At 62.8% G+C, this 18,799-nt stretch carries 20 protein-coding genes and 1 pseudogene; 9 read left to right on the top strand and 12 right to left on the bottom strand.

Features of this window, described 5'->3' with window-relative positions; all coding sequences use genetic code 11:
- Window positions 1-86 precede the first annotated feature (86 nt).
- A complete protein-coding gene (locus HGI46_RS19775) occupies window positions 87-320 on the top strand; it encodes a hypothetical protein (protein ID WP_162896308.1) in 234 nt (77 codons plus the stop codon).
- Window positions 321-444: 124 nt separating this feature from the next.
- Here HGI46_RS19775 and HGI46_RS19780 read toward each other — a convergent pair whose 3' ends face one another.
- The 3 genes and pseudogenes from HGI46_RS19780 to HGI46_RS21955 form a co-directional block, all read right to left on the bottom strand.
- Window positions 445-843 carry a type II toxin-antitoxin system VapC family toxin gene (locus HGI46_RS19780; protein ID WP_346766781.1) on the bottom strand — a complete coding sequence of 133 codons (399 nt, stop codon included), beginning with the start codon at window positions 841-843 and terminating at the stop codon, window positions 445-447.
- On the bottom strand, window positions 828-1,061 hold the full coding sequence (locus HGI46_RS19785) for a type II toxin-antitoxin system prevent-host-death family antitoxin (RefSeq protein WP_118075811.1): 234 nt from the start codon (window positions 1,059-1,061) through the stop codon (window positions 828-830). Before HGI46_RS19785 ends, HGI46_RS19780 begins: the two co-directional genes overlap by 16 nt.
- 457 nt (window positions 1,062-1,518) lie before the next feature.
- Window positions 1,519-1,719 (bottom strand): annotated as a pseudogene (locus HGI46_RS21955) (LuxR C-terminal-related transcriptional regulator); the annotation flags it as partial.
- Between the two features lie 63 nt (window positions 1,720-1,782).
- On the opposite strand from HGI46_RS21955, the gene HGI46_RS19795 reads away from it, so the two are divergent.
- Window positions 1,783-2,043: a ribbon-helix-helix domain-containing protein gene (locus HGI46_RS19795; RefSeq protein WP_118075817.1), complete on the top strand. Its 261-nt coding sequence runs from the start codon at window positions 1,783-1,785 to the stop codon at window positions 2,041-2,043.
- On the opposite strand, the gene HGI46_RS19800 is transcribed toward HGI46_RS19795, so the two are convergent.
- A complete protein-coding gene (locus HGI46_RS19800) occupies window positions 2,013-2,234 on the bottom strand; it encodes a hypothetical protein (protein ID WP_118075819.1) in 222 nt (73 codons plus the stop codon). The genes HGI46_RS19795 and HGI46_RS19800 overlap by 31 nt on opposite strands.
- Window positions 2,235-2,280: 46 nt before the next feature.
- Entirely contained in the window at window positions 2,281-2,583 is a 303-nt protein-coding gene (locus tag HGI46_RS19805) for a hypothetical protein (protein ID WP_039335329.1), read from the bottom strand.
- A gap of 211 nt (window positions 2,584-2,794) precedes the next feature.
- Between HGI46_RS19805 and HGI46_RS19810 the strand changes: the two genes are divergently transcribed.
- The 6 genes from HGI46_RS19810 to HGI46_RS19835 all read left to right on the top strand — a co-directional run bounded on the left by HGI46_RS19810 (window position 2,795) and on the right by HGI46_RS19835 (window position 9,563).
- Window positions 2,795-3,832, top strand: a complete 1,038-nt coding sequence (locus HGI46_RS19810; protein WP_118076070.1) for a metalloregulator ArsR/SmtB family transcription factor — start codon at window positions 2,795-2,797, stop codon at window positions 3,830-3,832.
- Window positions 3,829-4,770 (top strand): methylenetetrahydrofolate reductase [NAD(P)H], encoded by a 942-nt coding sequence (gene metF / locus HGI46_RS19815; protein WP_118075821.1) that lies wholly within the window; start codon window positions 3,829-3,831, stop codon window positions 4,768-4,770. Before HGI46_RS19810 ends, metF begins: the two co-directional genes overlap by 4 nt.
- Complete coding sequence (locus HGI46_RS19820) at window positions 4,767-5,843, top strand: homocysteine S-methyltransferase family protein (protein ID WP_168905553.1); 1,077 nt, start codon at window positions 4,767-4,769, stop codon at window positions 5,841-5,843. The genes metF and HGI46_RS19820 overlap by 4 nt, the downstream gene beginning before the upstream one ends.
- A 5-nt stretch (window positions 5,844-5,848) precedes the next feature.
- Complete coding sequence (metH, locus tag HGI46_RS19825) at window positions 5,849-8,500, top strand: methionine synthase (RefSeq protein WP_168905554.1); 2,652 nt, start codon at window positions 5,849-5,851, stop codon at window positions 8,498-8,500.
- Window positions 8,501-8,668: 168 nt separating this feature from the next.
- Entirely contained in the window at window positions 8,669-8,923 is a 255-nt protein-coding gene (locus HGI46_RS19830; protein WP_168905555.1) for a hypothetical protein, read from the top strand.
- A gap of 124 nt (window positions 8,924-9,047) precedes the next feature.
- Window positions 9,048-9,563 (top strand): hypothetical protein, encoded by a 516-nt coding sequence (locus HGI46_RS19835; protein WP_168905556.1) that lies wholly within the window; start codon window positions 9,048-9,050, stop codon window positions 9,561-9,563.
- Between the two features lie 880 nt (window positions 9,564-10,443).
- On the opposite strand, the gene HGI46_RS19840 is transcribed toward HGI46_RS19835, so the two are convergent.
- The 4 genes from HGI46_RS19840 to HGI46_RS19855 form a co-directional block, all read right to left on the bottom strand.
- Complete coding sequence (locus HGI46_RS19840; protein ID WP_168905557.1) at window positions 10,444-12,102, bottom strand: methyl-accepting chemotaxis protein; 1,659 nt, start codon at window positions 12,100-12,102, stop codon at window positions 10,444-10,446.
- A gap of 1,049 nt (window positions 12,103-13,151) precedes the next feature.
- The gene (locus HGI46_RS19845) at window positions 13,152-13,691 is read right to left on the bottom strand and encodes a hypothetical protein (RefSeq protein ID WP_162896174.1); all 540 of its coding nucleotides are present in this window, start codon (window positions 13,689-13,691) and stop codon (window positions 13,152-13,154) included.
- A gap of 218 nt (window positions 13,692-13,909) precedes the next feature.
- Window positions 13,910-14,389, bottom strand: a complete 480-nt coding sequence (locus tag HGI46_RS19850) for a hypothetical protein (protein WP_168905558.1) — start codon at window positions 14,387-14,389, stop codon at window positions 13,910-13,912.
- A 281-nt stretch (window positions 14,390-14,670) separates the two neighbouring features.
- Entirely contained in the window at window positions 14,671-15,393 is a 723-nt protein-coding gene (locus tag HGI46_RS19855; protein ID WP_118074844.1) for a LuxR C-terminal-related transcriptional regulator, read from the bottom strand.
- A 445-nt stretch (window positions 15,394-15,838) separates the two neighbouring features.
- On the opposite strand from HGI46_RS19855, the gene HGI46_RS19860 reads away from it, so the two are divergent.
- The gene (locus tag HGI46_RS19860) at window positions 15,839-16,378 is read left to right on the top strand and encodes a DUF4402 domain-containing protein (protein WP_206065847.1); all 540 of its coding nucleotides are present in this window, start codon (window positions 15,839-15,841) and stop codon (window positions 16,376-16,378) included.
- On the opposite strand, the gene HGI46_RS19865 is transcribed toward HGI46_RS19860, so the two are convergent.
- From HGI46_RS19865 to HGI46_RS19875, 3 genes are all read right to left on the bottom strand, one after another.
- Window positions 16,361-17,218: a metallophosphoesterase family protein gene (locus HGI46_RS19865; protein WP_168905560.1), complete on the bottom strand. Its 858-nt coding sequence runs from the start codon at window positions 17,216-17,218 to the stop codon at window positions 16,361-16,363. The two genes, HGI46_RS19860 and HGI46_RS19865, sit on opposite strands and share 18 nt — an antisense overlap.
- A gap of 206 nt (window positions 17,219-17,424) precedes the next feature.
- On the bottom strand, window positions 17,425-17,949 hold the full coding sequence (locus HGI46_RS19870) for a hypothetical protein (protein ID WP_162896177.1): 525 nt from the start codon (window positions 17,947-17,949) through the stop codon (window positions 17,425-17,427).
- Between the two features lie 348 nt (window positions 17,950-18,297).
- Window positions 18,298-18,699, bottom strand: a complete 402-nt coding sequence (locus HGI46_RS19875; protein ID WP_118074848.1) for a hypothetical protein — start codon at window positions 18,697-18,699, stop codon at window positions 18,298-18,300.
- Window positions 18,700-18,799: the final 100 nt, after the last annotated feature.

Below are 18,799 nucleotides of genomic sequence, written 5' to 3' on the forward strand. Positions count from 1 at the left end.
GCGGCGCGGAGTGGCTGTAGCTGTAGCTAGGGGCTGGCTGATCCATCGGGTATGTCCAGGGCCGGTCATTGGCATCCCCGATTTCCTTGTCCGCCATCGATCTGGCCAAGGATTTGGCCAAGGATTTGGGGTGTTCCGGTCAAGCCGGCTTCTCGCTGCGGTATTTGGCGCCTTCAGCGGCATTCGAGCGACGAGAGTTCCGACCTGTTCACGACCCTGACGACGGTTTGGCTGCCAAGACGCGTTTTTCCGAAGCGATACAGCGGCTTGCCAGCGACCAACGCTGGCGCGAAGCGGCGCACGCGGATTTTGCCCCCTGACACGGCTCGGGGCGCAAGGAAGCACAGCGGCTGAGATGGTACTATGCGCGAAGGCCCCTCCATGGAACATATGTGGACCGCAGAGAGCGCGCGCGTCAAGCGCAAGGGGGCGGCGGCGCAGACGCTACCAAAGCCGCTTCACGGCAAAGCTGTCGAACAGTTCCTCGTTCGATACCAGCACCATGTCCTCGGCCTGCGCCTGGGCGATCAGCAGCCGGTCGAACGGGTCTTTGTGGGCGATGTTCATTTCTCCGGCGAGCCGGGCATGATGAACGCTGATCGCCAGTTCGGCAAAGCCCTGTTCGCCAATGATCGCCTCGAAGTCCTGCGCCAGCAGCGCCGCTTGGGCCAGCTTGCCGATGCGAAACTTGGTGGCCACCTCCATGGCCGAGGCGGCACTGACCGCGACGGCGTTGTCCTCATCGGCGATGGCCTCGAGGGCACGGCGACTCAGCGCCTCGTCACCCGCCAGCCACCAGATCAGCGCATGGGTATCGAGCAGCAGCCTCAAGCGAGATTCCACCCACCCAGTTCATCCTCGGGTAGCGGCTCGTCGAACCGTGCATCGACGGCGATCTTGCCCTTGAGCACGCCGAAGCACCGACGCCCGCGCGGGGCAACCGGCACCAGGCGCACCACCGGCACGCTGCCGCGCGCGATCACCACTTCACCGCCCGCAAGCGCGTCGGCGATCAGGCGCGACAGGTTGGTCTTGGCATCGTGAACCGAGAACTGGGCCATGGGCATCTCCTTGGCTAACTATATAGCTAAGCAGACCTCGCCAGGCAAGGACCATGCGTCATCGGGTTCGGCAAGGGGCCACGATGCTACGCATCGAGCCGGTAATTCAGGGGACACACCCCACGCACAGGTGCATGACGGTTTTCTGCGGCTTTGGCGGGATGCTATCCGCATACTCGGGCGCAGCGCTCGGAGAAGAGTGTCGGTTTCCCGCAATTTCTCGCGATTGCGGATCGCACTCTCGGGTTTCCGCGCCATGGCCTTCATCATCGCCCTCGGCATCAAGGAGAGCGAGCAGCGCTTCGGCCTCCTCGTCGGCGTTGGGCTTGCCGGCACCGTCATTTGCGGCGACCGGATGGCTTTCCGCGGCATGCCTTCTGCCGAGCACCCAGCATTTCTCGCACTGATTTCATGGCATTTTTCCCATACCATGGCAGTCTTACCGCGTGGGGTGTGCGCCTTCAATCTCGTGCAGCAGGCGCGCCGCCTCGCAGCTGCTGGCTGTGCCCGTCTTGCGCCGCGCCTCGCGCAGGCGTTCGTGGATCGTGTGCACCGACAAGCCGAGGTGCCTGCAGATCGACCTTGCGTCGTGCACGCCCAGCAGGAGGCGCAGGGTCTCCCTCTCCTTTTCGCTCAGTGCTTCGTAGCCGGTTGGCATAATGCAAGGGGCAGGCGCGATGCCGGTTGCGGGCCACTCCCAATAACTCGTATCCCTGCCGGCATGACCAACCCATACCACCCGCCTGTAAAGCGCTCGGTCGAGATTGCCGGACACAAGACGTCGATCAGCCTCGAGCCGATGTTCTGGGACATGCTGCGCGTTGCCGCTGCCGCCGAGGGCACGCCGATCAATGCGCTGGTCGCGCGGGTCGATGCCGAACGAATCAGAGTAGACGTGCCGCCGGGCCTTGCCGGCGCGATTAGGCTGTGGCTTGTCGCGCGCCTGCGTGATCAGCTGGCGGACGGCGTGGGCGCATCCTGAGCGGGAACGGTGGCTTCCGGCAGGGCAGGCTGGGGACGTGCATCGAGCATCTCTGCCGCTGCATCCAGTGCCTTGGCGTCATCGCGTGAGACGCCGCCGGGCGTCTCGTCCTCGCTTGAGCCGCACGCGCTGGCCAGGCCGAGCAGGGCGGCGACACCGAGTGTCCGGAATGAATTGCGGAGCGTTGCCATGGCAAGAGTTGCGGGCGCCGCGTGAGCGCGCCGCCCGCTTCTGTCCTTACTGCGCCGGGGTCTGCGGATCTTCGCCTTCGTCAGCTGCGGCCTGTGCCGCGGCTGCCACCGCTGCGGCATTGTTGGCAGTGTCGCGCACGGCGTTGGCTTCGGCATCCGCTGCTGCGGAAGCATCAACCACGGGTGCCATCGGAGCGGCTGCTGCCGAAGGCTCCATCGCCGGCAGTTCGTCCGCGGGCATTTCCACCGTGTCTTCGGCAGCCGCTTCGGACGCATCGTCGGACTTGCCGCAAGCCGAAAGGGCAAGGGCTGCTGAGGCGACGATCGCGAGGCTTGCGTACTTCTTCATCGAATTCCCTCTCTGGGCTGTTTCTGGGCTGTGCGCGGACGGGACACCGCCCGGCGCGGAGCCGAACGAGGCTGTTCTATAAGTGGCCAGAGGCTAAGGCAAATGCATCCTTTGCGCAAAATAGGCAGGCCCTGGAAAACCATAAAAGTTGACATAACGAAAGTCTTATATCGATTGACAGGCATAAAGGTTTCTTTATATGGCGCTCCGCATGAACTTCGAAAACGCCATTCGCGCGCTCGACGACCCGACACGCTTGCGCATCCTGCGGCTCCTCGCCAGCATGGAACTGGCGGTGGGCGAAGTCGCGCAAGTCCTGGGGCAAAGCCAGCCGCGCGTCTCCCGCCATATCAGGATCCTGTGCGATTCGGGCCTGGCAGAGCGCCGCAAGGAGGGCGCGTGGGTGTTCCTGCGCAGTTCGATCTCCGAAAGCTCGGGCAGCCCGCTTGCCGCCGCGATTGCAAGGCTGCTCGCGGTGGCGGAACAGGAAGACACCGCCTTTGGCCGTCGCTGCGCCGAAGACCGCCAGCATCTCGACGCGATCCGCGCCTCGCGCGAATCCCACGCGCTCGACTGGTTCTCACGCCATGCCGAAGAGTGGGACGAGTTGCGCTCGCTCCATATCGAAGACGGCCCGGTAGAAGCTGCACTGACCGAGATGCTGCTCGATCTTGCGGGCAGCGCAGGGCCATCCCAAGCCAGATTGGGCCGCATGCTCGATGTCGGCACTGGTACGGGCCGCATCGCCGAACTGCTGGCGCCGCATGCCAGCCACGTCGTCGCCTTCGACAAGAGCCCCGACATGCTGCGCATTGCCCGCGCCCGGCTCCAGCACTTGCGCGCCGACAGCATCGAGCTGGTGCAAGGCGATTTTGCGCAAATCCCGTTCGCCGCGCGCAGCTTCGACACGGTGCTGTTCCACCAGGTCCTGCACTATGCCCAGGCACCTGAAGCGGTGCTGGCTGGCGCTGCCCGAGTCACCGCGCCGGGCGGCCGCATCGCCATCGTCGATTTTGCCGCGCACGATCGCGAAGACCTGCGCCAGACCCACGCCCACGCCCGCCTCGGCTTCTCCGATGCCCAGATCGAGGCGATGCTGCGCGATGCCGGTTTCGTGCCCCACGAAACCCGCGCACTCGCGGGTCATGAACTCGTCGTCAAGCTGTGGACCGGCACGCGGCGTGAAGCCGGCGTGGGCGAAGACAACGTCGCGCAACTCGAACCACGGCAAAGCCGGAAAGCCCCATGAACGCCAGTTACGATCAGTTACGCGAAGCCCGCACCGCGCTCGACACCCCGCTTTTCGCCGGGCTGCCGGGCGACATCGCCGTGTCGTTCGAGTTCTTCCCGCCGAAGACCGACGCGCTTATGGCGCAGCTGTGGGATGTGGTCGAAACATTGGGGCCGCTCCAGCCTAAGTTCGTATCGGTCACCTACGGCGCCGGCGGCTCTACCCGCGATCGCACCCACGGCACTGTCGCCCGCATCATCAAGGAGGCTCGCCTTCCCGCCGCCGCGCACCTGACCTGCGTTGATGCCAGCAAGGCCGAGATCCGCGAAGTGGCCGAAAGCTACTGGGAAGCGGGCGTCCGGCACATCGTGGCCCTGCGTGGCGACATGGGTGCCCCCGGCGTGCCGTTCACGCCGCACCCGGACGGCTATGCCAACGCTGCCGAGCTGGTCGCGGGCCTGAAGCAGATCGCGCCATTCGAGATCTCGGTCGCCGCCTATCCGGAATCGCACCCGGATTCGCCGAGCAGCCAGGCCGACATCGACAACCTCAAGCGCAAGCTTGATGCCGGTGCGACCCGCGCGATCAGCCAGTTCTTCTTCGAACCCGAAACCTTCTTCCGCTTCCGCGACAAGCTGGCAGCAGCGGGCATCGACGCACCGGTCCTGCCCGGCATCCTGCCCGTTTCCAACGTTGCCCAGACGCGCAAGTTTGCCGCGGCCTGTGGTGCCGCGATCCCGGCCTGGATGGACGGACTGTTCGAAGGGCTGGACACCCACCCCGCCTCGCGCCAGCTCGTCGCCGCGACCATCGCTGCCGAATTCTGCCGCCGCCTCTATGCCGGCGGCGTGCGCGATTTCCACTTCTACACCCTCAATCGCGCCGAATTGTCCTACGCGATCTGCCACCTGCTTGGCCTTCGCCCCAAGGCCCCGGCGCTGGAGAAAGCTGCGTGACGCTCGTACCATCCACTGCCCGCACCGCCTTCCTCGAGCAGGCGAGCCAGCGCATCCTCATCACCGATGGCGCATTCGGCACCGAGATCCAGAACTTCAAGCTGTCCGAGGCGGACTACGCCGGGACGCTGGGCCTGGCCAAGGACCAGAAGGGCAACAACGACATCCTCGCGCTGACCGCTCCGCAAGTGCCCGAATCGATCCACCGCGCCTATTTCGAGGCCGGGGCCGACATTGCCGAGACCAACACCTTCAGCGCCAACCGCATCAGCCAGGCCGACTATGCCGCCGAACATCTGGTGCGCGAGATCAACGTGGAATCGGCAAGGCTCGCCCGCCGCGTGGCCGATGAGTTCACCGCCAAGGATGCCGAAAAGGGTATCAAGCGCCCACGCTTTGTCGCCGGTGCCATCGGGCCGACCAACAAGACCCTCTCGCTAAGCCCTGACGTCAACGATCCCGGCTTCCGCGAGATCGATTGGGACCACCTCGTCGATGTCTATGCCGAGCAGGTCCATGCCCTTGTCGAAGGCGGCGCGGACTTCATCCTGATCGAGACGGTGTTTGATACCCTGAACGCCAAGGCCGGCGTCATGTCGGTGCGCCAGGTCGAAAAGGAGCTCGGTCGCGAAATCCCGATCATGATGTCGATGACGCTGACCGACCTTTCGGGCCGCAACTTGTCGGGCCACACGGTCGAGGCATTCTGGTACGCGATCCGCCATGCCAAGCCGCTGACTATCGGCCTCAACTGCTCGTTCGGCGCCACCCAGTTGCGCCCGCATGTCAAGGCGCTGTCGGACATCGCCGACACGCTGATCATGGTCTATCCCAACGCCGGCCTGCCGAACGAGCTCGGCGAATATGACGAGATGCCGCAGACCACCGCCGGCCTCGTCAAGGAATGGGCAACCCAAGGCCAGGTCAACGTGCTCGGCGGCTGCTGCGGCTCGACGCCCGCGCATATCGCTGCGATGGCGCAGGCGGTGCAGGCCCTGCCGCCGCGCAAGATGGCCGTGCCTGCCACCGTTACCCGCCTTGCCGGGCTTGAACCTTTTGTAATGGCTGCCTGATTTCCATGACCGATACATTTACCGGCTCGCGTTTCGTCAACGTCGGCGAGCGCACCAATGTTACCGGCTCGGCCGCGTTCAAGAAGCTGATCCTTGCGGGCGACTACGCCAAGGCCGTCGAGGTCGCGCGCCAGCAGGTCGAGAACGGCGCGCAGGTCATCGACGTCAACATGGACGAGGGCCTGCTCGACGCGCTCGAGGCGATGACCACGTTCCTCAAGCTGATCGCTGCAGAGCCCGACATCGCCCGCGTGCCGGTGATGATCGACAGCTCGAAGTGGGAAGTGATCGAAGCCGGTCTCAAGTGCGTTTCGGGCAAGCCGATCGTCAATTCGATCAGCATGAAGGAGGGCGAGGACGCCTTCCTCCACCACGCCCGCCTGTGCATGGATTATGGCGCCGCCGTCGTCGTCATGGCCTTCGATGAGAAGGGGCAGGCCGACACGAAGGACCGCAAGGTCGAGATCTGCGAACGCGCTTACTTGGCTCTGACCGGCATCGGCTTCCCGCCCGAAGACATCATCTTCGATCCCAACGTCTTTGCCGTCGCTACCGGCATCGAGGAGCATGACAACTACGGGCTCGATTTCATCGAGGCCACGCGCGAGATCAAGGCGCGCTGCCCGCACGTCCACATTTCGGGCGGCTTGTCCAACCTCTCGTTCAGCTTCCGCGGCAACGAGATCGTACGCCGTGCCATGCACTCGGTGTTCCTCTACCACGCCATTCCGGCAGGCATGGACATGGCCATCGTCAATGCCGGCCAGCTCGACATCTACGACCAGATCGACCCGGTGCTGCGCGAGGCATGCGAGGACGTCGTCCTCAATCGCAAGCCTGCCGCCGATGACGGCAAGACCGCGACCGAGCGCCTGATCGAACTGGCTGAAAGCTACAAGGGCAAGGACAAGGTCGCCGAGAAGGAAGCTGAGGAATGGCGCGGCTGGGACGTCGTCCGCCGCCTTGAACACGCGTTGGTCAAGGGCATCGACGCTTTCGTTGTCGACGACACCGAGGAAGCCCGCGCTGCCATTGCCGCACGTGGTGGCAGGCCGATCGAAGTGATCGAAGGCCCGCTGATGGAAGGCATGAACACGGTCGGTGACCTGTTCGGTTCGGGCAAGATGTTCCTCCCGCAGGTGGTGAAAAGCGCCCGCGTGATGAAGAAGGCCGTGGCCCACCTGATCCCGTTCATCGAGGCGGAGAAGGAAGAGGGTGCCAAGGCGAAAGGCCGGATCATCATGGCCACCGTCAAGGGTGACGTTCACGATATCGGCAAGAACATCGTCGGCGTGGTCCTGCAGTGCAACGGCTATGAAGTGATCGACCTTGGCGTAATGGTGCCGTGGGCGACGATCCTCGACGTGGCACAGAAGGAACAGGTCGACATGATCGGGCTGTCCGGCCTGATCACGCCATCGCTCGACGAGATGGTCACCGTGGCCGAGGAAATGCAGCGTGCCGGAATGACCATCCCGCTGCTGATCGGCGGCGCGACGACCAGCAAGGTCCACACCGCGTTGCGCATCGATCCGGCCTACGATGGCCCGGTCGTCCATGTGCTCGACGCGTCTCGCGCCGTGGGCGTCGCCTCGCAGCTCCTGTCCGATACGCAGGCCCAAGGCTTCATCAAGGCCACCGCCGCCGACTACCAGCATGTGCGCGATGCTCGTGCAGGCAAGGGCGCATCGAAGCTGCTCAGCCTCGAAGACGCGCGCCTCAACGCCTATGCGCCCGACTTTTCGGAAAAGGCCCCGCCACCCGAACAGCCCGGCCGTCACGTCTTCGAGGACTGGGACCTTACCGATCTGGTCGAATGCTTCGACTGGACGCCTTTCTTCCGCTCGTGGGAACTCGCCGGCACCTATCCGGCCATCCTCGATGACGAAGTGGTGGGCGAATCTGCGCGCAATCTCTACGCCGATGCCCGCGCGATGCTCGACAGGATCATCGCCGAGAAGTGGCTGACGGCCAAGGGCGTCGCCCAGTTCTGGCCCTGCGCCCGTGATATGGGAATAGGGGGGGGTGACGACGTCATCCTGCACCCCAATGACGACGAGCTTTCGGTGCGCTTGCCGTTCCTGCGCCAGCAGTTCATCAAGAGCCGTGGCCGCGCCAACTTCTGCCTCGCTGATTTCATCGATCCGGCTGGTGACTGGATCGGGGGTTTTGCCGTCGGCATCCACGGCATCGACGAACACCTCGCCCGCTTCAAGGCGGATAACGACGACTATTCCGACATTCTCCTGAAGGCCCTGGCCGATCGCTTCGCCGAAGCCTTTGCCGAACGCCTGCACCAGTACGTCCGCACCACCCTCTGGGCCTATGCCCCTGGCGAGCAACTGACCAACGAGGCGCTGATCCGCGAGCAGTACCGCGGCATTCGCCCGGCGCCGGGATACCCTGCCTGTCCGGACCACACGCTCAAGCCGATCCTGTTCGACCTGCTCGATGCCACCAACACTGCGGGCATCACGCTCACCGAATCGCAGGCGATGCTGCCGACCTCGGCAGTCTCGGGCTTTTATTTCTCCCACCCCGAAAGCCAGTACTTCGGCGTCGCCACCATCGGCCGCGACCAGCTCGAAGACTACGCCGGCCGCCGGGGCTGGGACGTGCCCGCCATGGAACGCTGGCTGCGGCCCAATCTGGACTGACACCTCCACCCCTGCTTTCATGGCCGCACGCATGGCCGCCCAGAGATACGGCAATGCCGCCGAATGTCGGCGACGTCCCGCTACCGGTTGCAGATGCATGGGCGGCGCCGTGCCCTGAGCAGGCTCACCGCGCACGCCCCAGCTGTTCTTTGTGGAGCGCATGACCCGATGCGCCCTGAAGCCTGCCTGTTCGCCACGTCGTGCCTGCCGGGCTTTGCCGCTTTCCCCACTCCTGACGACCTGCCGACATGGCGAACCGGCCCATTTGGCGAACCTGCAACGCTTGACCGAGCCGCGCCACTGGCCTTGGCATGGATGACTGCCCTCGAAACCGCCGACGTCTTCGACAATGCCAGGGCCATCCAGCGGATTTGCCGTTGCAACGTCCGGCCTGAGTGCGCGCGCAGGAACCACGGGCGGTGACAGAACGCGTCGAGCACGACTGGGTTCGAGACCTTCTGCCAGACCTTCACGCGAACGGCGCAGATTATAAAGTTGACCGGGCAAGACTGCCTGTGGTGCCATGCAGGCAAAGGGGAACGCTGCTATGCTGGATGGGGCCATCACGCCAGTCACCGTTTTCAACCGGGGATTTGCCGGCGGGAGCGATGGGCACCGCACTGGACGAGGCGCCGCTGACACCGAGCAGACAGGCTACAAGCGCCTGATCAACTGCGAACTGAGCCGCCAGGTCATTCCTGTGGCGCACATGGCCGACAGACTGGGCGTCTTGCGGACAAAGCTCCATAAGGTGCTGCGGCAAGGCGCTCATCTTGACGAAAGGCTGCGGCTGCAATTGTTCGAGCAATTGCAGATTGACCACACGCGGGCAACGATTGCCATTTCCCTGCTGAGGAGCCACCTTGCCTATTACGAACAGGCTGTCTTCCTGGCGGCAGAAGGCCTCAAAGGTCTCTATTGCGAGGCGCGTTCGGCAAAACAGGGAGCAATCCAGATCGATCTGCAACCAGCCATCATTCATACGGCCGCGGAGCGGACCTACGCCATGCTGATGGTCCATCAGACCCGCGTCCTCGAGGCCAATCAGACCCTGTTCTGCTGATACAGGAGCCCGGCGCCCTTCCCGACCTGTCTAGCCCGATCTGCCAGGCATGGCAGTCTTGTTGTTGCAGGACGCAACGACCCGATCACCGGACCGAAACAGGTCGAGCAGGCGGCCAGTGATCCTTGGCATGCCGGGCAAGCGGCTTGTCAGGGGTGGGGGTGGGAATGGCACTTGGCCCTCACCCGAGGCGGGTCGCTGGTTTCAGCTCTCCGCAAGGCTCGCCCGGCTGGCCCCGGGCTGCGGGCAACGTCGTCTCGCGGCGTACCACAGGCACAGGGACTGGGGGACTGGGACTTGGGGGACTGGGACTGGCGAACCTTATCAATGGGCGCGGCCTTGTTTGCGGGCTTCAAAAGCCTTGCTTCCTGACCGAAGGCCTCAAGGCAAGCGGATGGGTGCCTGCCCGGCTGGGCACCGGGTGGCCTCACCAGTAAACTCAGATATGTCGCCTTGTTCCTGTTGTTCTCGCGGTCTGCCATGACACATTCTGGAAGGAGCCACGTTGTGGGCCGTCACTCGAAACGCGATACCGGACAATTCGATACCGAGCTCCTCAAACTTGCGCTTGCAGCCCTCCCCGACCAGCCTGCTTGCGTGCAGCGCATGACACTCAGGCAGATCGAGGATCGCGCCTTGCGCCTTTCGATCGAGGGCAAGGAGGAGGAGGCCGAAGCGCTCTACGCGTTCGTCTCATCGATCTTGCCCGGCAGCTTCTCCCATGCGCGCGATTCGGCCAGCCTGAACCGACCGGTGGCTGAAGCAGCGCTCCCTCGGCAAGCTGCAGCGGCGTGTTCACCCGGCACAGGCCAGCCCCCTCGCCGCGCAAGCAAGGCCGCTCGAGCGTGCCGTGCGGGACGTCGCGATGGTTCTGGCGCTGTCACGCAGCTTGCAGGAGCGTTTCAGACCCCTTGTCGGCCGCGGGGTGACAGCGCAGACGACGGACAAGCCCGTCAAGGTCCTGCGCCTCCCTGATAAGGGCCCTGGCCGCCGCGTCTGATTGCTCGGCCATTGCGGCATTATGCTGCGTCACTTCGGCAATCGCCTGAGATGCGCGTTTGACACTGCCAAGCGAATGCGTCTGCTCCCCCATGCTGGCAACGATCGTGATGACATTCTCAGCCACCATGCCCATGCCTTCGACGATCCGCCCGAGCGCCGCGCCGGTCTGGCCGACAAGGAGCACGCACGAGCGTACCTCTTCGCCTGAAGCGGCAATCACGCTCCTGATGTCGGCAGCAGCATCGCTTGCGCGTTGCGCAAGGGCCCTTACCTCGCTGGCAACGACAGCAAAGCCCCTGCCCGCCTCGCCGGCGCGGGCTGCTTCGACGCCGGCATTGAGCGCGAGGAGATTGGTCTGGAAGGCAATGCCGTCAATCAGGCTCACGATGTTCTCGATCTCGCTCGATGACTTTTCCAGGGCATGAACAGCATCGACGGCCTCGGCAACGATACTGCCGCCCTGCACCGCATCTTCGTGCGCCCGCGATATATTCAGCCTGATCGCGCCAGCCAGGCCCTCGTTTGTCTCCAGCATCGCAAGGACCTGTCCGAGCGCTTCGAGGTTGCTCTCGACGCTGCCGGCCTGCGCCACATTTCTTCGCGCCAGGTCGCTCGATGCCGCACCGATCTGCTCCGCCGCGATCGCGACCCGGCCTGCCGAGCCGGACACATCCCCGACAACTTTCCCCAAAGTTTCAAGGCTTTCGTTGAATGTCTTGCGCAAGCTTTCGAACTCGGCGGCAAAGGCTTCCCCAAGCCGATGGTCGAAGTCTCCTCGCGCCAGCGCATCGAGACCACAGGAAACGCTCGCAACGACCTTGCGCACTTCTGCCTCCACCGTTCTCTGGTGCTGGGCTGCAATTCGGAAACTCTCGATAGCGCGGGTCATGTCACCAACCTCGTCGTCGCGGTGATTCTGGCAGCGTCCCGCTTCCAGATCGCCTTCAGCCATGGCGCGCATCGTCCGCGCCGCCGTGAGCATCGGGTCGAGAGCGCTCGACATCAACCTGCGCAGGCCCAAGCCGACCAGGGCCATTGCGGTGAGGGCAACCAAGCCAAGCAGGCCAAGGACAGTATTCACCGTTCCCTGTGCCTCCTCTTCAGCAAGGGCACTGCGGCGAACGCTTTCCTCGGACAAGGCCTGGATTGCAGTGCGGTGTGCGTCAAAAATGGCGTCTGCCTGGCGATAGGCCCTTGCCGCAGCTTCCATGTCGCCCCGCTCGACCGCAGGCAGCAGTTGCGTGTCGACAAGCTGCCAGAAGCGGTCCGCCTGCATGACCGCGTCTTTCTCATGACGCTGCTTGAGTTCGCCATCAAGCTCGCTGGCCGCCCAGTATCGCGAGCGGTCATGATAGACTCTTTCAAGCTCGGCAAGCCGGTGGCGACGCAAGTCAAGCGATGCCGGATCCTGGACGATCCTGGTGACTTCCAGCATGGGTTCGATCACATACTGGGGCGGAGGCAGGATATCTGCGAGGTACTCGGCGGTCAGTTTCTGCCGTTCGTGCAAGGGGCCGCCCAGGCGAATCTGTGACATGCCGAACGCTGCAAATGTTGAAAGAGCCAGAAGGGCACAGATGACGAATGTGCCACCCTTGCGCACTTTTTGCCTGATCATGTCCCGGACCCTTTTGCCTGATGTCTTGGTGCGGGTCTGATAGACTGCAAAGGCCCACGAAAATGATTGCTGGCCCTTCCCGGCAAACACGGGTGTGATCGGCTGCCGCCATTAAGCCCCCGGATTTGCTGACACGAACAAACTTGACGCCTGTACAGGGGGTTACAAAGCCAGACATTGCCGAAAAGATTAACGCCATCTAGGTGATCGGGACCATTGCCGCAGGCGCACGACATGGGCCGCACGACATGGACCCGGTGCCGGGAGGGCAAGGCGCCTGCGGGCAAGCTTTCAGATGCGCCCGGCAATTGAACGGATTGTGCCCACTATTGTGCTGAAGCCACACGCGACATCATCGAGCATGCAGGGGTGAGCCGCACAAGCAGCGGCAACCCCAAGGCGCAGGCCGGCAAGCGCGTCTGGCGCCCCCGGTTCCGGAAGAATGCGATGGGCGCATTACTCGGACTTGTGCGTATTGGCGAACAGGCCATCGCGCACTATCGTCCTCTTCAACACCTGCACTTCAAGGAATGCTGTCACGCCCTGATACGAATTTGTCTCGCACAGGGCAGACCAATTCTTAAAGTTTGGGCGTTAGGGTCAAACAACAAAAGTCCGCTTCGCGCATTGACGGGTCGGCGCCAGCCGATGGGAGCAGGACAGGAGACGCAGGATGCAGCAGACGGCTCACACGTTGTGGCACAGTGTCCCAGGCACCGTGGCCGAAAGCCGGTCGAACACATTTCCGGGATGGGCTCGTCTGGCCCTGCCACTCGGCACCTCCATGGTGCTCTGGTACGGGATCTGGTTGATCGTGCGGACCCAACTCTGATCGCCCAGTCTCACCTGATCGTGCACACGTCCCCCTGAGGCGACGGCAGGGCGTTCGGCACCGGGCATTCCGCACAGCAAGCCGTCTTCATGCCGCCGGGCCTCTGGCACGTTTGCACTCGATCCGAGCCGCTGCGTCAGGTACCCGCAGCAAGGGTTGCCCTGATCGGCACAAAACGCGCCAGTTCGCTTGCCTTGAGACTGAGCCCGCGGCCTGATGGCACCGCCATCGTCTGCCGATAGAAGCTCTGTGCAGCCTGCTCGGTCATGCCCATGTCCCGGTAGTACCTCGTATAGGTGTCGGACATCGAGGACGAAAACGCCCGAAAGTCCCGAACCGCCCCGCCCTCGCTCTGCCAGGCATGAATGACAAAGCGGGCGCTGTCAGGGGCGCTGCGTTCGGCGCCTGCCAGAAACAGCTCGATTGCACCCGATCGAACCGAGCCGTTGGCAGGGACAGTCGTGCGAATGCCATTGCGCCTGATGATCCGGCCAAGGCGAAGATTGGCACTGTCATCGACAGTTCCCGGGCAATCGCGCAACTCGAGAATACGGATCTGCGGATGTTGCCGCAGCAGCTCTTGAAATGCAGCAGGCGAGCGTGAATCCGTAAGTCCGGCAAGCACAACCCGCGTGGTCGATACCACCCTGAACGGACCGAAATCGGAAGATGGCACCTGCTTGCCGGCTGTGGCGCGCGAGGGGACAAGGTCCTGCGCAGCCAGGCTGCCCGCAGAAACGCACAAGCTGGCCCCAAAAAGCAGGGCTGGAACAAGGGATTTGCAGGCGCGCCAGGACATCGGCAAATATTTGCCGCATGGCTGATTGCCGCTGCTGTAATAAGTTTGGTTAAGCGGTCGTCAATGCGACGAAACGAGCTGCAAGCAAAGACCAATCAGCTCTTTGCCGCTTTTCCCTGCAGATTTTCCGAAGCCTCCATGGTCAGGCACTTCTCGATCAGCGTGACCGCAGTATCACCCAGAACAATCCAGGTCCTGCGCGCATCATTGCGATCGGGCGAGCGGGCGACAAGCCCGCGCGAGGAGAGCAGCGTCAGCCATCGGATGACAGTGGCAGCGGGAATGCCTGTCGAATAGACGATATCTGTGACGCACATGCGCGAAGCATCGCAACGCGACAGGTAAAGCGCCATCAGGATCATCCAGCAATATTCGCTCGACAGCTCCGCTCCCAGGACCTCCTTTCTCAGAAGGCCGCTTCTCAGATGGCTTCGGGCAAGCTCGCGCATTTGCCTGATGCTCAATGAAACCGGATCGCCCCGTAGAGCTGATGACGAACTTTCCGAGCTGTCGTCGAAGTACTGGTTGAGGACCTCCAAAGCTCTGCGCGCTTCTTCCAGAATATCCTGTTTCAAGCTGCCCTCTCCCAAGCTTACCGGGAACTGCCAAGGCTTCGGTACCGTCGCATGGACCATTCCCGATAAGATAACGGTACCACAAATGGATTTCGCAGACCGCAGGAGAAACGTCGAATGTGGAGCGTTAATCGCCTGCGCGCGCAATTGCCGTCGCTCAAACCGCGGTGGCCTGGACCGCAAGGACGCTGTCTCTGGCCTGCGATTACCAGTTCGGCGATTGCCGGTTCGGCCCTAATGCTTCCTGCATGGGAGACAGATGCCCCTGTCCCCGGACGTCATCAGGCCAGGCCTGCGGCCTCGATCTCCACCCGGATAGCTTGCGCGGACGTCCTGGCACCCAGCTTGGCCATCATTTTCATGCGGTGGATCTCTACCGTGCGTGGGCTGATATCGAGCTCGCGTGCGATCTCCTTGTTCGACAGCCCCATCGTGACAAGTCGCAGCACTTCGGCCTCGCGCCGCGACAGGGACTTAACCGCCTGGCGCGCGAGTGCCTGGCGCACGCGGACCGCAAGACAAGCCTGGCCTTCCAAATAGCCTTTGCGCAACTTCTTCAGCATTTCGGCACGGGATACATCGCCTACAAGATAGTCAACCACCCCGGCCTTGATCCCTGCAACGATGTCATCGCAGCCCAGCTTGGCAGCAAATGCGATGACCGGAAGCCAGATCCCCTGGCTGTTCATCTTCTCCATCAGTCGGCAGGCGAGCCCGGTCCCATCTTCGCTCAGCAGAACCAGGCCCTGTTCGGGCATCATGGCCACGAGTTCGTCGGCATCCTCGTAGACCTCGGCATGGTGACCGAGCGAAAAGATCAGATGGGCCTTGGCCGCGCGCTCCAGCTGGTTGCTGGCAACGACATGAATATACATGCGCTCCGATGATTGAGCGTGACACTCCGCCTCGGGGTCCCGGGACAGTGGCTGGGCGAACATGTCCATGAGCAGCGCACGATCGGCAGGCATGCTTGGAATTGCGTTCACTGGCATCAAAAGGCTCATTGGATCCCCCTCACGAAGTGGTCCGCAACTTGCGGTCCGACCTAAGGGAATGTGCAGGTTGAAGGTTAACGCCGGGCACGGAGAGTGGGTAGGTTAGGATCCTAAGGACTTTTAACTATATGACACCACGGGCTTGCTTGCGATCTGCCGCAATCAAGCTAGAATCCGCAAGGAAGACATCTACCCGGCACCGGGCAGGCAAGTGTAGCAGCTCTTAAAGATTAACGAATGAAAACCGTCGCTTAACCATGGTTATTGAGCCTGTCGTGGTTGCAGGTCGCCTGCCTGCCACTTCCGACGGTCACTGGTGAGGCAGAATCGGAGGCAAATTCCCTTGCTTGCTGAACCTGCATTGCCCCAGAGACCTCGCCTGATAGCCCGGCCAGGTGCAGGCATCGCTTCCTGCCTTGGCACCATGAGTGCAGTGCGTGCGTGTCCCAACACCTTGAGGTTGCTTGCCGGGGCCCTGGCCCTGGCTTGCGCGCCCTCCGCCTCGGCCGCCGGTTTCCCGATCGTTGGCGAGCTGACCATTGTCGAAGTCGCGCCCTTGCGCTTTGGCAGCATGGTCCTGCAGTCCAGCGGCAGGCGGACTGTGACGCCAGCTGGTGCTGTCATCGACGAGGCAGTCATCGCCCCGTCAGGTTCGAGCTCTGCTCCGGCCGAATATGTCGTTCGCTACGATCGCGGCAACAATGGCCGCCAGCCTCTCGACATCGAATTCCTTGTCGTCCTGCCCGGCGTCCTGCGCGTGGAGACAGGGACGCTTTCGGCCATTCTGCAATCACTGAACACAGACGTCCGCGCAGGGCACAATGGCTCGGGGCAATTCATCCTGCGCATCAGCGGGTGCATGACCAGGATATGTTCTGCAACTTTCCGCCTGGGCGGGACGCTTGCCATAACCCGGCACAGCGGTGGCGGGACCATCGTGGTCCCGGTGCCGGTTACCGCTACGGTCCTCAGCCTGTCACGCACCGACGACTGACACAGGGTCAGCGCTCGCCTTCTCTTCGTGGAGAAACCACCTCGCCGTCCCCTCCAGCGCGATGGCCGTCAGACGACCGTGCAGGTAAGCGCCGGTATCGATACCGATGCGACGCGGCCCGGACATGACGTCCGGGGCTACCGTATGACCGTGAACGACTACAAAACCCGGATCGAAGTCTGCGTCGAGGAAATCCTTGCGGATCCACCGCAGGTCCCGTTCCGACTGTTCGGCCAGCGGCACCCCCGGCCTTATGCCGGCATGCACGAAGACATAGTCGCCAATGGTCAGGACATTGTCCATCGACCGGAGCAGCTGCAGGTGACGCTCGGGCACAAGTCCCGGCAATTGCTCGCGCAGTTCCTCGATGGTCAGCCGGGCATAGGCTTCGGCATCTTCCATGTAGCTCAGGATCGTCTCGCGGCCTCCATGCTGGAGGAACTGGCGCAGGACCCGGTCGGACCCGAAACTTGCCAGGAACATCTCTTCGTGATTGCCGGCGATCAGCCGGACGTTCCGACGGGTCTGCAGATAAGCAACCATGTCGAGCACGCGTGCACTGTCCGGGCCGCGATCGACAAGATCGCCCAGGAACACAACGGTCGTTTCAGCCGGTTCGCGAGCGTCGTCATCGGCCTCGATGCGCACCAGAAGACGCGCCAGGAGATCGGCACAGCCGTGCACATCGCCAATGGCGTAGACGCGCTGGCCTTCAGGAATGCGAGCGCCTAAACTTGGGATGCGCGAGTTCCCCTGCCGGGGACGCAAAAACTTTGTGAAACGGTCAAGAACTGGCACAGCGGCGGCTATGGTCGGTTTGAATTGCGCGCGCAATGACATCCGTCACATTTGGCGCACGACTCGTCTACTTCAACCGCACTTGAGGGGCTACCTGCCGGGGCACCCCCGCTGGATTTGCAGTACGGCAGCGCATCCCTGCACTTGCAGAGCACTTCAAAACGCCGTGTCCCGCAGGTCCCGCAGACCGTGAGCGCGCCCACCAAGGTCCAGACACGGCCTCACACCTGCGCCACAAGCCATATGCGTCAGTGGTCGCCGCCCTGCGCGCCAATGACCCTGTGCTGCCAGTCGACGATGTCGGTTGCCGCGAGCCGCACTGGCCGGCTTTCGGCGTGAGCGAAGCCTTCGACTGCAATACCATCGAAGCTCCAGTTGAGCAGGCCGATCCATCGCAAGCTGCCGTCAGCCTCGCGCGTGGCGAAATGGGCATGGCTCCCTCTCCCGCCACACGGCGGCAGGACCCGATCGCTCAGTCCATCGTTCTCGATCCACCGCAGCAGCCGCAGGACCGATTGTCTGGCAGATTCGATATCGCCCATGAGTCGGTCCAGCCCGGCGCGGTCGCAATCCTTGTGGGACCGGCTCTTCTCAAGCCGCCTGGCAAAATTGACGATGTCCTGCAGCGTTTTCTCGAGGCGCGCGGCGCATTGCGGAGCCGTGATCTCTTGGCGGTGGCACGCCATGAGATGGCTTTCGGCCTCGCGGATGAAAACCCGTGCCACGTCCGAAAGCAGCGAGGCTTCGGCGTCGGCCGAGCCACCACCGGACACGCTCTCATGCACAGTGGAAGACCGCTCAGTCGCAAGAAATATAGGACGCAACTTCCCCTGCACCATGGAGTAAATACCACGCAACTGCAAAAGACAATTCACCCCTTCGAGCACCACGTGCGCAAATCTCGATGAAAAGACGTTGATGGCCAACATCTTTGGCACCCTCCACTTGTGTTGCCAATGTCGAACGCGAACTTTCTTTAAACAAGATTTATTAAAGGCTCATAAATCGGCGCCGGACCCATCACGGAAATACGCCGCTCCTGCGTAAAATGCTCTCCTCGGACAGTTGGGAAGGCATTGCGCCTGATGCCGCGCTCTTCGGAGCCGCGGCCATGGCGCGCCTCAAAGTCGGCGCAGCGACCCAGTACCATAAGCAGGAGTGACCACGCGATGACGGCTGCTCACCTCCCAGTTCGTTTCCGCCCGGGCGTCGACGCTGCTTGCCACGATCTCAACCAGTTCATGCTCTGTCAGAACGGCCTTGAAGGAGGCTCCGAACTTGTGCCCGTCCACCCAACGGATCTCGCCCTCGAGCGCTGCCTGGCCTTTGATCTGCAGATGGACCGTCTCGCCGACCATCATCGCAAATTCCAGGCACGAAGCCCCGAAGCCCCTGGGCGAAATATTGCGCAAGGTAATGGCCAGGTCTTTTCGGCGCGGACAATCCATGGTGAGGCGAACAAGCCGGCGCATGCGCTGCGAGCGACCAGAGCGCTTGTCCTCAACAGGATCGATCATCGACATCTGGCGCCAATCCTCTCAAGCAGCGTGCGCATGACCATGCCGGGCACCTTGTACGGAATGTACAGGGGCTGGCGGGCAAAATGCCTATCCCAGGTTATAG

Source organism: Novosphingobium sp. ERW19 (assembly GCF_012641315.1).
GTDB lineage: Bacteria > Pseudomonadota > Alphaproteobacteria > Sphingomonadales > Sphingomonadaceae > Novosphingobium.

What these genes read in the sequence shown, in the direction of transcription:
- HGI46_RS19785 (WP_118075811.1), bottom strand. Translation starts at nt 1,061, where the DNA reads ATGGCCCAGTTCTCGGTTCACGATGCCAAGACCAACCTGTCGCGCCTG.
- HGI46_RS19795 (WP_118075817.1), top strand. Translation starts at nt 1,783, where the DNA reads ATGACCAACCCATACCACCCGCCTGTAAAGCGCTCGGTCGAGATTGCC.
- HGI46_RS19800 (WP_118075819.1), bottom strand. Translation starts at nt 2,234, where the DNA reads ATGGCAACGCTCCGCAATTCATTCCGGACACTCGGTGTCGCCGCCCTG.
- HGI46_RS19805 (WP_039335329.1), bottom strand. Translation starts at nt 2,583, where the DNA reads ATGAAGAAGTACGCAAGCCTCGCGATCGTCGCCTCAGCAGCCCTTGCC.
- HGI46_RS19810 (WP_118076070.1), top strand. Translation starts at nt 2,795, where the DNA reads ATGAACTTCGAAAACGCCATTCGCGCGCTCGACGACCCGACACGCTTG.
- metF (WP_118075821.1), top strand. Translation starts at nt 3,829, where the DNA reads ATGAACGCCAGTTACGATCAGTTACGCGAAGCCCGCACCGCGCTCGAC.
- metH (WP_168905554.1), top strand. Translation starts at nt 5,849, where the DNA reads ATGACCGATACATTTACCGGCTCGCGTTTCGTCAACGTCGGCGAGCGC.
- HGI46_RS19830 (WP_168905555.1), top strand. Translation starts at nt 8,669, where the DNA reads ATGCGCCCTGAAGCCTGCCTGTTCGCCACGTCGTGCCTGCCGGGCTTT.
- HGI46_RS19835 (WP_168905556.1), top strand. Translation starts at nt 9,048, where the DNA reads ATGCTGGATGGGGCCATCACGCCAGTCACCGTTTTCAACCGGGGATTT.
- HGI46_RS19840 (WP_168905557.1), bottom strand. Translation starts at nt 12,102, where the DNA reads ATGTCACAGATTCGCCTGGGCGGCCCCTTGCACGAACGGCAGAAACTG.
- HGI46_RS19855 (WP_118074844.1), bottom strand. Translation starts at nt 15,393, where the DNA reads ATGAGCCTTTTGATGCCAGTGAACGCAATTCCAAGCATGCCTGCCGAT.
- HGI46_RS19865 (WP_168905560.1), bottom strand. Translation starts at nt 17,218, where the DNA reads ATGTCATTGCGCGCGCAATTCAAACCGACCATAGCCGCCGCTGTGCCA.
- HGI46_RS19875 (WP_118074848.1), bottom strand. Translation starts at nt 18,699, where the DNA reads ATGTCGATGATCGATCCTGTTGAGGACAAGCGCTCTGGTCGCTCGCAG.